This is a genomic window from Shewanella sp. DAU305 (genome assembly GCF_026802235.1).
GTDB classification, from domain to species: Bacteria; Pseudomonadota; Gammaproteobacteria; order Enterobacterales; family Shewanellaceae; genus Shewanella; species Shewanella baltica.
In genome coordinates this window covers 3,537,085-3,549,856 of record NZ_CP113808.1, presented here as the reverse complement: position 1 = coordinate 3,549,856, position 12,772 = coordinate 3,537,085, and the positions used below count along the sequence as shown (strand labels likewise).

Here is a 12,772-nt window from a genome sequence, read left to right as displayed (position 1 = left end):
TAAATCGGCCGAAAGTAGATGCGCTAATGGACTTGTTCCTTAGCGCATTTTTTTATGATTTTTTGCAGGTACCGAGTATGACCAAGTGCGGCTGAAAAGTGCTATGTAACAAGTTAATTACACTTTTGTGCGCTGCTATTTTCGCCATGCTACTGGCTTAAGTGCTTGGCCGCGTTATGGTAGGGCTTATTCGATAGGGCTAATGTTATCCATTGAATAGTCCATAACGCAGGTATTGAGCATCCCAAACGAACAATCAATCAAGAAGGGATCAGTTCAATGCCAATGACAAGGAGCTAGGTATGCAAGATGAGTCAGGCAAGATGTGGAAAGCGGCAACACAGGTTATTCATGGCGGCCATGAGCGTGAGGCCTTTGGCGCCTTAGTGACGCCGCTATATCAAAGTGCAACTTTTGTGTTTGAGTCTGCACAGCAAGGCGGTGAGCGATTTGCGGGTAATGAGCCGGGTTATATTTACACGCGCTTAGGGAATCCGACAACCGCCGAGCTTGAACGTAAAATGGCGATTTTAGAAGGTGCAGAGGCTGCCGCTGCAACCGCATCTGGTATGGGCGCAGTATCCGCCGCATTACTGGCTAACTTGCAGATGGGCGATCACTTAGTGGCATCCAATGCCGTATACGGCTGTACTTATGCGCTAATGACGACTCAGTTCGCTCGCTTTGGTATTGAAGTGTCCCTAGTGGACTTTTCATCGGTAACAGAAATAGAAGCGGCGATTCAATCCAATACTAAGGTCATTTTCTGTGAAACCCCAGTGAATCCCCATTTACAGGTGTTTGATTTAGCGGCAATTGCGACTATTGCCAAACGTCATCAGTTGGTCAGTATTGTCGATAATACTTTTATGACCCCATTACTGCAGAGGCCGCTGGATTTTGGTATTGATTTGGTGATCCACAGTGCGACTAAATATCTGAATGGCCATGGTGATGTGATTGCGGGGATAGTGTGTGGCAGTGAAGAGCAGCTCCATAAAGTGAAGTATGAAATCTTAAAAGATATTGGCGCTGTGATATCGCCACACGATGCTTGGCTGATCTTGCGCGGCCTTAAAACCTTAGATGTACGTTTACAGCGCCATTGCGATAGTGCACAGCGCGTGGCCGAATTTTTAGCCGAACATCCCAGTATTAACCGCGTGTATTATCCCGGACTTGCCTCTCACCCAGGGCATAAATTCATTGGTCAGCAGATGAAACGTGCAGGCGGGGTGATCGCGTTTGAACTGGCGGCAAATTTAGAGGAGGCTATGGCCTTTGTGGGGCATTTAAGCTTGTTCTCTATTGCGGTGAGCCTAGGTGATGCAGAATCCCTCATTCAACATCCAGCGTCGATGACGCACTCTCCCTATACGCCAGAGGCGAGAGCGGCGGCTGGCATTGGTGATAATCTGCTGCGAATTTCAATTGGCTTAGAAGATTGTGACGACATTATCGCCGACCTGAATCAAGCACTCGCGCGTTTGGCATAACGAGTGTCACTAATTTAAACCACCAACTATTTGAATGATAAAAGGGATGCGATTTAGCATCCCTTTTTCTATGGTTAGGTCTAGGTTCATCGGGTTAAGAGGTGAAGTTTAGCTAGGGTGAATATTTGTGGCGCCGATTTGGTATTTCATAACAGCATGGACTATTTTTGATTTGAGGCCACGGAAGTAGGAAGAGAGGCCGCAATTCATGGAATAGAGGAAGAGTTATGAACATCACCAAATGTATACCTGCGATTATGAGCGCCATGGCATTAACGGCTTTTTTAACAACGCCAGCAATCGCCGCAGACACCCCGACTAAAGCCGCCGCTAAAATGCAGACTCAGGCTAAAACTGAGGCGAGCGATATGGCATCGGATGCGAAGAAAGCTATGCCAGATGCTGCTCAAGTCAACATCAATACGGCTTCCGCCGAGCAGTTACAAGTGCTAAAAGGGATTGGTGCCGCTAAGGCGCAAGCAATTGTCGATTATCGCACCAAAAATGGTAAGTTCAATGCAATTGATGATTTAGCCAATGTCTCGGGTGTTGGGGCTAAGTTGATTGAGCAGAATCGTCATTTGATTAAGTTGTAATTATTTCAGGCGATGATTGAGCGTCATTATGTATTGAGTTTACTCTTGTTGGATTTTCTTTATACCAAGTTTGACACAGTGAAACTCAGGGAAATGTCTATAAAAGTCTGCATTTGCAGGCTTTTATCATTTCAATCACTGCACTTGCTTATAGATTGTGCAGTTAGGCGGGATATTAAGAGATCTTGTCGATTAGCGCTTGATCCCATAGGAGGCATGGGGGATAATCCTCGGCGTTCAAGCAAGCACTTTGGTTTATATCTTTCAAAGCAATGCTCGAAGTTATGGTGACCCTAGGGTCCCCCGCAATGATAACTTGTGAACTCGGCCAGGCCCGGAAGGGAGCAACCGCAGCAAGCGACTCGTGTGCCGGGGTGTCGGCTCTAGGGGAACCTCCAATTCTGCAATATCTCTGTTTTATTCTCGTTTTACTTCTCTCTATCTACTCAATTTATTTTATTCAATATACTGGCTAACTGACTATTTCTGTTTTCTGCCGTTAATCATTTATAGCGTGAATACTTTATACGCAATGGGATAATCCATTGTTTGCCTCTTTCCTGCCACTGTAACGGCTAAAATATCCTAAAAAGTCAGACCTTAGCGAGATTAACGATTGGCTTCGGCTTCTTCCTGTAATCTTTTTTGCAGATTTTGTTTTAGAAAAGCGCGGGACTTTTCGAGTGCGGTTTGGATCTCACGCTTTAATGCTTGCAGCTCGTTATAGTCTTCAAAGAAGTAGGTATCGACGAGGTGGCGTATGTAGCGCACTGGCAGTTGATTTAAGGTCACACAACATAAGTCGGCGAGATAGTCTTCAGGAAGCTCGTCCATAAGTCCTTCATCTGACAATATTTCCATTAAAAGAACTTCGTAGTAATTACGGATTTCGAGTTGCATCGTTATGCTCCATGACGGTTTTTATTGAGTTTGCTACCACAAATGGTTTGCCGCAATAAAAAGTTGGCTGTGTCTTTGGCTTAATTGTAGTGCGTCTCTGCTGTAGCCGCCGCCTATCACGGCAGCAATTGGAATATTTTCCGATTTTGCCATTGATAACACAGTTAAATCCCGTCTGAACAGCCCTTCTTGACTGATATTGAGCAAGCCGAGATCATCATTTTGATGGATATCGACCCCAGCATCATAAAGAATGAGATCTGGCTGATGGATGCGGATGAGCAGGGCGAGTGTTTGCTCCACGGTTTCGAGATACAGATTGTCATCGCTGCCTTTGGTTAGCTCAATATCATGGTGGGAATGCTGCTTACGACTCGGGAAGTTCTCTTTGCAGTGAATCGAGCAACTGATTATCCCTTGATGTCGCTGGCTGAGTGTTGCACTACCATCACCTTGATGCACATCGCAATCAAAAATCAGTACCTTGTGTACTTGCTGGCTCGCGATGGCATTTCTGGCCGCGAGGATAAGGTCGTTGAAGATACAATAGCCACTGCCAAAATCGTAATGGGCGTGATGGTAGCCGCCCGTTAGGTGCAGGCCAATACCCTGATTTATGGCCAACGAAGCCGTGAGTGTGGTGCCAGCCACAGAATGCAAGGTGCGCTCGACTAAGGCTTCACTCCACGGAAAACCAATCCGCCTGAGCGCCGCTGTTGGCAAAGTGCCCGCGATAAACTGCTCTACGTACTCGCGTTGATGCACTTGCATTACATCCTGCGCTGTCATCGCCGTTGGCGTGTGGAACTGGGCTGGTGTGGCAAGCAGATTCTCGAGTAAGTACTGCCGTAAATTCGCGTACTTGGTCGTGGGAAATCTGTGATGAGGAGGAAGCGCCAGCTTGGAATAGCTGGCGTGATAAACCAGTGGGATCAGAGTCAATATTGACTAAACCTCGTTATCGCAAGTCGTTATAGCTGTGAAATTGCCCAGCTCATAAATTCTTTACGTGTTTTCTCATCCGCTTGTAACCACCAGTATTGCAACATTTGTTGTGGATTAGCAGCTGTTGCTTTAGAAGTGTCTACGGGAGCTGTGAGTGAGGTTGCGCTAACGGTAGCCGATGTTGCCACGGGTGCTGGTGCAACGGCAACCACTGCGCCTGCTGCACCAGTTGCTGCCGCGGCAGTTCCCGATACGTCAACGGCTTGATTACCACTAAAAAGACGAGAGACAAAGCTTTCTTCTTCTAAATTGGTATTCACCACTTGGAAATTGACGTCGCCTTTGTCGCCACGGGTCAATTTGATTTGTGGGTTTTGCGCGTAAACTTTGGGTTTTTTAACGACTTTGCCTTCGGCGGCTTGGAGGTAATATTGATAGTCGCCATCAACGTCTAAGGTCACGATGAAAGGGGCTGATTTAACAAAGGTTTGGCTATCGCTAAAATCGTCTTCTACCATCTCATGGTAACGAATGGCGATTTTATGAGTGCCAGGTGTCAATTCTAAGCTGCTTTTATGATTGAACACGCTAGACTCGACTTTTTTACCATCGAGTGCAAGGTACTCAAATGACATCGGAATGTTGAGATCTGCGGCGAAGGCTGAAGCAGAACCGAGTAATACTAGCAGGCTGCTGATTGGCAAAAGTGATTTCAATTGTTACTCCTTAACGATTATTACTCTGATACGGACGTTCGAATATTTGAATGCGATCTTCTATATAACTAATAGCTTGCCTGCATTTTCCTAGACGACGATGCATCAAAAGGATGTCATTTTGCAATTTTATTTTGTCAGCACTATGACAGTTTTCAAGTTTTGATTCCATTTCTTCAATTTTTTGTTCAAATTTTTTCGCCCAATTCAGATGTTTGTTCAATTCTTCATAGATCTCATGACTATTTTGCATCACGTTATTGGCGATCCAATCGAAACCACTGGCTTGGTGAGACTGATGCTGACGCTGAGCAAAACGGGCGCGGCTACTAGCACGTTGCTGAGTTTTGGACTTAATGTCGATAGAGGTCGTCAGCAAGGCCCGTTTGACGGCGGTGAATCTGTCTTGGATCCGCTCACAGCTGAGGGCAATCGTTTGGGGGGCGAGTTTGAGCTTAATTTGTTTTTCGAGCTGTATAATGCTGCTCCGAATTTGTTCAATACAAGGGCCGAGTTGAGCGCCGTGTTGGACAAACAGCGAATGATTAAAGCGCTCCGTTTCTTGCAGGAGTTTACGCTGAGGCGGCGCGAGTCGATTATCGTGCTGCAGTACTTCTTGCTCTAGGGCTTTGAGCTGATTTTTCAGCATCACCAGTAATTGTTGGGTGTTCACAACCATGCGCTCCATGCCAAATTTGCTGCAATCATTAGCACGATCAAAATAAACAGTGGACGAATAAAGGGCATGCCAAATTTAATCGCGCAGCGGGCGCCGATAAATGAGCCTAACATCATGCATAATCCCATCCACAAACCTATTTGCCACTCTACCTGCCCAAGCCAGCCAAAGATAGTCAATGCGGTCAAGTTGCTGGTGAAGGTCATTGCACGGGCGAGGCCGCAACTGTGCAGTAAAGGCAGTTTATACAAAGAGCCGGATGTGACAGTCCAAAACGCGCCAATGCCAGGGCCGGCAAAGCCATCATAAGTGCCTAAAGCGAGTCCCTGTAGCCATTGTTGCTTGGCGGGTGGTTTGCTGGTTGGGGCTTGGCAGTTAACATCTGATATCGCATTGGGGCTGATTAAACTGTAAATGGCGATGCCAATGATCAGCAGTGGCAGGACTTTTTCGAGCCATTGGGTATCGACTAAATAGACTAAGAAACTGCCCAATACGGCGCCAATAAAGGTGGCAATAAAGGCCATGTACCAAAACGAGGGTTTAAAAAGGTGCTGACGATAATAGGTCCAAGCCGCCATTGAAGAGCCAAAACTAGCGGCTAACTTATTGGTACCTAATACGGTGTGCGGTGCAATGCCTAAGGTTAACAGTGCGGGGATCGACAATAGGCCACCGCCGCCAACAACAGCATCGATGAACCCAGCGATAAGACCTATAACTGCCAACAGGGCCCAATGACTGGGCTCGAGTAACAATTCCAAATTTTAATCCTACTCTATGACACGTCTAAAGGGCGGTAAGGCGTCCAGCAAGGACTTGCCATAGCGTTTAGTAACTAACCGCCTATCTAAAATGGTGACTCGGCCATAATCTTGCTCTTTACGCAGTAATCTACCACAACTTTGAATAAGCTTACGTGAAGCATCTGGGATAGTCAGTTGCAAGAATGGATTGCCGCCTTTGACTTTGACATATTCCGCATGGGCTTGCTCAACGGGCGAGGTTGGCACCGCAAAGGGCAGTTTAGTGACGATCAAGTTCGTCAGATAATCGCCGGGTAAGTCGAGGCCTTCGGAGAAACTGCCGGTTCCGAATAGTATGCTCGGTTCGCCTTTATCGCACTTAGCTTTATGATTCTCTAACAACTGTTGCCGAGGCGCATTGCCTTGAATAAGCAGTTCTGTGGTGAGTTTACCTTCAAGTAATTCAACCACTTTTTCCATCTGCCAGTAGGAGGCGAATAACACTAAGGTGGCCATTTCTCCTTCAATCAGAGTGACGATTTGCTCGGCAAGTTCTGCCGTATAGGCATCATCCGTCGGCTCAGTGCGCATTTTGGGTAAATAAAGTGTCGCGTTATTGGGATAATCGAAGGGCGATTGTAAGGCTAAATAACGGCTGCCATCATTGAGTGACAACCCAACTTGATGCACGAAATGGTCGAAGTTATTGAGTGCGCGCAGCGTAGCGCTACATAAAACTACGCCCGCGGCTTTTTGCCACAGCATGGATTCCAGCATAAAGCCGACTTCAATGGGCGAGGCGCTAAACAGATAATCCACTTGCTTACCTGTGATGAGCTCGACCCAGCGCGCCATAGGGGCACCTTTATGTTTATCTTCCTTGGCCATCATCTTCCACAATTTTTGTAGATTCTCGAGCCTTTGCAGCATAAATCCGGTTTCGGCTAATAGTGCTTCGGATTGATGTTTAGGAATGTCGCCATCTTTAATCGCCTCTGCCAACAGCGACAGCATTTTATTAAACTGCTTGAGGGCAAGATTAGAGGTCACAGCAAGGTTTTCGGCCAGAATAAGTAATGAGTCAGGCAGTTTGCCGTGCTCAAAACGCAGACGGTTTTCAGGATTAGCAAAGTGCTTAGTCTGGGTATCGCAGTAGTGGGCCACTTGATTGAGCTGGGCGATAAGATCGCCTAAGTGATCTTGCATCGCCTGCGCGGGAGCAATGATGTTGTTGCTCTTTATTTGGTTTTGTAACTTAGCGCAGGTTTTGCCAATTTTTTCGAGCCAGTCACAGGCGCCCCTCAGCGTGGCCTGCGCACTGGAGAAGTCCCGCGCCACAATGGGTAAGTGATGTGCCTCGTCGATAACATAAAACACGTCTTCGGGATCGGGCAAAATCACGCCGCCACCTAATTCTAAATCGGCAAATAACAAGCTGTGGTTGGCAATGAGCACGTCCCAGGTATCGACATCTTCACGGGCTTTATGGAACGGGCAATTTCTGTGGCTGGCGACCTGGCGATGACAGCTGTGTTTGTCGCAGGCGATTTGTTGCCACAGATGATCGGGCAGCGGCACGGCTAAGGTATCGATTTCACCGTTCCAGCGACCTTCGTTATAGTCTTTTAACAGGCTATGCATCATAGCCACTTGGCTATTGTCAGGCTTAGTTTGCCACATGGCCATTTGTGTACTGTTGTCGTCACCGATGAGCATCGCCAGTTTCGATAGACACACATAACGTTGTCGACCTTTGACTAGGCCAAAGCGGAAATTTAAGCCGGATTGCTCAAGGAAGAAGGGCAAGTCTTTATGCAGTAATTGTTCTTGCAGGGCGACGGTCGCGGTGGCGATACAGACTTTTTTCTTGCTCGCTAATGCCAGTGGAATGGTACCGAGAATATAAGACAATGATTTACCGATACCAGTCCCTGCTTCGACCACTATGATGCGTCTATCTTTGTCATAGTCGCCGGCGAGGGTCTTAGAGATTTCCGCCACCATATAGTTTTGTTCGCGGCGCGGCCTAAAATGAGGCAAGGCGGTAGCGATATCCTTATAGATGGCGCGGATCTGGGTTTTTACATTGTCAGGTAACATGCGTCACTACTTTATCGAATTAATGCTGTACATAATAACAGTGATTGCATAGCCTAAGAAACTTTTCTGCCATTTGGCGGCATTTAAATTGAGTAGCTATACGATTAGGGAACCCATGCGATGAAGCCTAAGGCAACAACGGCCGTTAGTGTACAAGGTCGAGTCTTAACACGCCATGCGATTCATCGTCATGGGAGTTTAGTGTTGCAGTATTATCTGGCGACCGCCCAAGGCCCTGTGCTGGTGGAAGTGCAAGGCACCGAACACATTTGTTTTTGTCATCAAACGGATGTGGCGGCTCTACAGTTACAAACGCCGGGTCAAGCATTGCGGTTTGTGCCGTTAGCGCTCAAAAGCTTTAAAGGCGGCGCCGTCAGTGGAGTTTATGCTAAATCGAGCAATAGCTTACGTACCTTACAGCGCATCGCAAAAGATGCCGACATTCCCTTATTTGAAGCGGATATTCGGCCCGAACAGCGTTATTTAATCGAGCGGTTTGTGGCGCTGGATGTGGCATTTTTAGGGCATTTCTCTGCGCCGACTAGCGACAGTCTTGAGGCTAACTCGCTGCCGGTGTTTATCGCCGAGCGGGCTAAGAGTATTGCCCCTTTAACGGCGGTGAATTTACGCTGTATCTCACTGGATTTTGAATGCAGCTTTGAGGGCTTACTCTATTCGGTGGCGCTATATAGTCAAGACAGTGGCCGAGACGAGGGGCAAGGCAGCCTCAAGCAGACTTATGAAAAAGTGATTATGGTGGGCGAAGCTGAATCAAACTCCCCCGATTATATCGAATGGGTGGCCGATGAAGCGGCGCTGATCCATCTATTAATCGCGTGGTTCCATGAGTTTGATCCTGACTTTATTATCGGTTGGTCAGTGGTGAGTTTCGATCTCGCGCTGTTGTCACGCCGTGCATTATTACACCGTATTCCGCTCACCATTGGCCGCGGCGGCGCCAAGCTTGATTGGAAAGTTGACAATAAGTTTCGCCCAGAAACCTTAGTCTTACCGGGCCGTGTGGTACTCGATGGTATCGATTGGCTTAAAGCCGCTTTTTATCACTTTGAGCGTTTCTCGTTGGAATTTGTGTCGCGGCAACTATTAGGTGAAGGCAAGGCCATTCATAACGTCGATAATCGCGTTGAAGAAATTGACCAGCTGTTTAAGACCGATAAACAAGCCTTAGCGCATTATAATCTTACCGATAGCCGCCTAGTATGGGATATTTTTACTCACACTCAATTGTGGGATTTTGCCCTCGCGCGTGCTGAACTGACAGGTTTAGAACTGGGACGGGTAGGGGCCTCAGTGGCGGCGTTTAATCATTTGTATTTACCGCATCTACATCGCGCGGGTTATGTCGCTCCTGCAGAGCCTGTGAGTCAGGGCATTGAAAGTCCTGGTGGTTACGTGATGGATTCTGTGCCGGGTCTTTATAAACACATCTTAGTGTTCGATTTTAAAAGTCTGTATCCCTCCATTATTCGCACCTTTTTGATCGATCCTAAGGGATTGATTGAAGGCTTGCAGTTGCCCGAGTCTGAATGTGTTGCGGGTTTTCTTGGCGGCCGTTTCAGTCGGCAACAGCCTATTTTACCTAAGCTAATTCAAACCTTATCTGAGCAGCGCGAAAAGGCCAAGCGTGAGCACAATGCGCCGTTATCCCAGGCGATAAAAATTATCATGAACTCGCTGTATGGGGTTTTAGGCTCTCAAGGCTGCGTGTTCCATGATGCTAAGTTGGCAAGTTCGATCACGATGCGCGGCCATCAAATCATGAAACAAACCCGCGCATGGATAGAAGAGATGGGCTATCAAGTGATTTATGGCGATACGGATTCGACCTTTGTGTGGCTTGGCAGCGAGCCTGATCTCTCAGACATTAACGCCTTAGGTAACACTCTGGCGCAGGATATCAATGCTAAGTGGCAGGCTAAAATCTGTGCTGATCACCAAGTTGAGAGTTTTCTCGAGTTACAGTTTGAGCGGCATTACGAGCAGTTCTTTATGCCAACCTTAAGAGGTTCATTAGAAGGCAGTAAAAAACGTTATGTTGGCGCGTGGCGCAATGCGAGCGATGAACTTGAGCTCACCTTTAAAGGGATGGAACAAGTGCGTAGTGATTGGAGCCCCTTAGCGCGCAAAGTCCAAGAGTCACTCTATGAGCGAATGTTTAACCAAAGGGATATCAGTGTTTATTTAGCCAGCGTGTTTGAAAAACTGCTTGATGGTCAGTTGGATAATGATTTGGTATTTCGTAAACGCATGCGGCGCAATATTGAAGATTACACAGCTAAATCTTCACCACATGTTAAAGTCGCCCAGCAACTATGCGGAATAACAGGTGATGTCTCTTTTGGCAAGCGTGGGGCGCAAATTGACTACCTGATTACTGTAAATGGACCGGAACCCTTACTGTACAGAACGTCACCAATTGATTACCAATACTACATTGATAAGCAAATTAGCCCTATTGCAGAGCCGGTATTTTCGATAATGAAACTAAACTACATGGATATTGCGTCAAAGCAGTTGCTGTTAATATAGTGTTTTTTAATGTTCCTTATGTGTTGCGATAGGTGGCGAATGTAGCGTTTTAACCTGTTTTGTAGAGGTTAACTGGTTTGTTTTTGTGATGTTAATCGACATATTCTTTAGGTTTCGCTTTGAGGGAATATTGAAAATTTGCTACCCTTTAAGTGGAAATTGTAAGGAAATATAACAACGGAATGACGTTGGTAGAACATAAACAAAAAAAGGTTAAGCACCAAATGAACAAGACGTTAGTAGCAACTGCGCTTGCAGCAATGTTTTTAGTACCATCAGTCTCGGCTATCGAGATCTATAAAGATAATAAAAATGCCGTAGAAATCGGTGGTTTTATTGATGCACGCGTGATCAACACTCAAGGGGAAACAGAGGTTGTTAACGGCGCATCTCGCATTAATTTTGGTTTTAATCGTGAGTTGACTGACGGTTGGAAAGCCTTTGCTAAATTAGAGTGGGGTGTAAACCCAGTTGGTAATAGCGATATTGTCTATAACAATCGCTTCGAATCTGTTCAAGAAGAGTTCTTCTATAACCGTTTAGGTTACGCTGGTCTGTCCCATGCCACTTATGGAACACTGACTATTGGTAAGCAGTGGGGCGCTTGGTACGATGTCGTTTACAACACTAACTACGGTTTTGTGTGGGACGGCAACACTGCAGGTGTTTACACTTATAACAAAGATGACGGCGCGGTAAACGGCGTGGGTCGTGGTGATAAAACAGTTCAATATCGCAATGCCTTTGGTGACGTTAGCTTCGCAGTTCAAGCGCAGTTAAAAAACAGCAGCTTCTACACCTGTGATACTACAGATGATATTTCACAAGCTCAGTGTCAAGCGAACTGGGAAAGCGGTGATAAAGCGGCTCAACAAGTTGAGTACAACTATACTTATGGTGGCGCACTGACCTATAAAGCTACTGATATGTTGACGTTAACTGCGGGTGTTAACCGTGGTGAGTTTGATGTGAGTTTTGGTAATGGTGAGCAAAGAACTGCCATCGATGTTATCTATGGTGCTGGTATCACTTGGGGTAACTTCGATAACGATGGTTTATATGCCGCAGCGAACTTTAACAGACAAGAAAACCATGACACTGACAATATTGGTCGTTTGATCAAAGATGCCTATGGTATTGAAAGTTTAGTTTCTTACAAGTTTGACAATGGCCTACGCCCATTCATTTCTTACAACGTGCTTGATGCGGGTAAAGACTATGTCATCCAGCCTAACTTCAATGCCGATCCAAACGATGAATTTAGACGTCAGTTTGTCGTGGTCGGATTGCACTTTGTATGGGATCCAAACACAGTCCTGTACATAGAAGCACGTAAAGATTACAGCGATTTCACCAGCGCAGATAAAGACCAAGAAGCCAGAATGGCACTTTCTGAATCTGATGGCGTAGCAATCGGTATCCGTTACACGCTCTAAGTTTCAAGGTTCTTTAAAGTAAGAAGCTTTTCAGATATTACCCCAAAAGCCAGTCAGCAATGACTGGCTTTTTTATTGAAAAGAGTCTGCCGTAATATTATAAATATGAGGTAATTTTGCTATCAATAAGCATTAATAATTAACCTGAACTCGAGGTAGGAAATGTTGAACTAATTGCCCTCCAAGTGATTGAATCTTTCGACCAAGAGAAACCCCATCACACCGGAGAGCCTATGCATAAATTAGTGGAAGTGTTTTGCGATGTCGATGAGCAAAGTTATGACCATCATCATACATTTTTTCAAATGTCTCACAACCGTGATTTCAAGAACTTCTACATCGTCTATCTCGCTCATTTCTACAAATCTGCTTTTCCCAATTTTCTCAGATATACCCGCTGTCTTGAGGTGACGCCCACTGCTTTAGTGCTGCTTAGCAGCTACTTTGCCAGTCTGAAAAGTGAACCCTCAGGTATTTGCTAGTTTGTGATATCACCATATCCTAAAACTACCTTTGTATAAATAATGACCATAAAGTGTACGCCAAAGTATACTAAAGTCGTTAATAATGCGTTATTTGTTTTTATGGTGTTGATTAAGTGTTTCATA

At 46.0% G+C, this 12,772-nt stretch carries 10 protein-coding genes, 1 other RNA gene and 1 pseudogene; 6 read left to right on the top strand and 6 right to left on the bottom strand.

The features are described from left to right. The first annotated feature begins 302 nt into the window (after positions 1-302). The 3 genes from megL to ffs all read left to right on the top strand — a co-directional run bounded on the left by megL (position 303) and on the right by ffs (position 2,482). A complete protein-coding gene (gene megL / locus OX890_RS15015; protein WP_268649471.1) occupies positions 303-1,496 on the top strand; it encodes a methionine gamma-lyase in 1,194 nt (397 codons plus the stop codon). A gap of 227 nt (positions 1,497-1,723) precedes the next feature. Then, complete coding sequence (locus tag OX890_RS15010; RefSeq protein WP_006085377.1) at positions 1,724-2,092, top strand: ComEA family DNA-binding protein; 369 nt, start codon at positions 1,724-1,726, stop codon at positions 2,090-2,092. A gap of 293 nt (positions 2,093-2,385) precedes the next feature. Continuing rightward, positions 2,386-2,482: signal recognition particle sRNA small type (gene ffs / locus OX890_RS15005), an RNA gene on the top strand. Positions 2,483-2,701: 219 nt separating this feature from the next. On the opposite strand, the gene OX890_RS15000 is transcribed toward ffs, so the two are convergent. Genes OX890_RS15000 through dinG form a run of 6 tightly spaced genes read right to left on the bottom strand, consistent with a single transcriptional unit; the run spans position 2,702 to position 8,178 of the window. After that, positions 2,702-2,992, bottom strand: a complete 291-nt coding sequence (locus OX890_RS15000; RefSeq protein WP_006081144.1) for a late competence development ComFB family protein — start codon at positions 2,990-2,992, stop codon at positions 2,702-2,704. Positions 2,993-3,025: 33 nt separating this feature from the next. Beyond that, on the bottom strand, positions 3,026-3,934 hold the full coding sequence (locus OX890_RS14995) for a histone deacetylase family protein (RefSeq protein WP_268649470.1): 909 nt from the start codon (positions 3,932-3,934) through the stop codon (positions 3,026-3,028). 29 nt (positions 3,935-3,963) lie between these two features. Then, positions 3,964-4,653, bottom strand: a complete 690-nt coding sequence (locus tag OX890_RS14990) for a DUF2057 domain-containing protein (protein WP_006085379.1) — start codon at positions 4,651-4,653, stop codon at positions 3,964-3,966. 10 nt (positions 4,654-4,663) lie between these two features. After that, complete coding sequence (locus tag OX890_RS14985; protein ID WP_126492265.1) at positions 4,664-5,326, bottom strand: primosomal replication protein; 663 nt, start codon at positions 5,324-5,326, stop codon at positions 4,664-4,666. Further along, complete coding sequence (locus OX890_RS14980; RefSeq protein ID WP_012196866.1) at positions 5,323-6,096, bottom strand: sulfite exporter TauE/SafE family protein; 774 nt, start codon at positions 6,094-6,096, stop codon at positions 5,323-5,325. The genes OX890_RS14985 and OX890_RS14980 overlap by 4 nt, the downstream gene beginning before the upstream one ends. Positions 6,097-6,105: 9 nt before the next feature. Beyond that, positions 6,106-8,178: an ATP-dependent DNA helicase DinG gene (gene dinG, locus OX890_RS14975; protein WP_268649469.1), complete on the bottom strand. Its 2,073-nt coding sequence runs from the start codon at positions 8,176-8,178 to the stop codon at positions 6,106-6,108. 120 nt (positions 8,179-8,298) lie between these two features. On the opposite strand from dinG, the gene OX890_RS14970 reads away from it, so the two are divergent. From OX890_RS14970 to OX890_RS14960, 3 genes and pseudogenes are all read left to right on the top strand, one after another. Beyond that, positions 8,299-10,728 carry a DNA polymerase II gene (locus tag OX890_RS14970; protein ID WP_268649468.1) on the top strand — a complete coding sequence of 810 codons (2,430 nt, stop codon included), beginning with the start codon at positions 8,299-8,301 and terminating at the stop codon, positions 10,726-10,728. 224 nt (positions 10,729-10,952) lie between these two features. Further along, complete coding sequence (locus tag OX890_RS14965; RefSeq protein WP_268649467.1) at positions 10,953-12,164, top strand: porin; 1,212 nt, start codon at positions 10,953-10,955, stop codon at positions 12,162-12,164. 261 nt (positions 12,165-12,425) lie between these two features. After that, positions 12,426-12,637, top strand: a pseudogene (locus OX890_RS14960) (IS982 family transposase); the annotation flags it as partial. Positions 12,638-12,772: the final 135 nt, after the last annotated feature.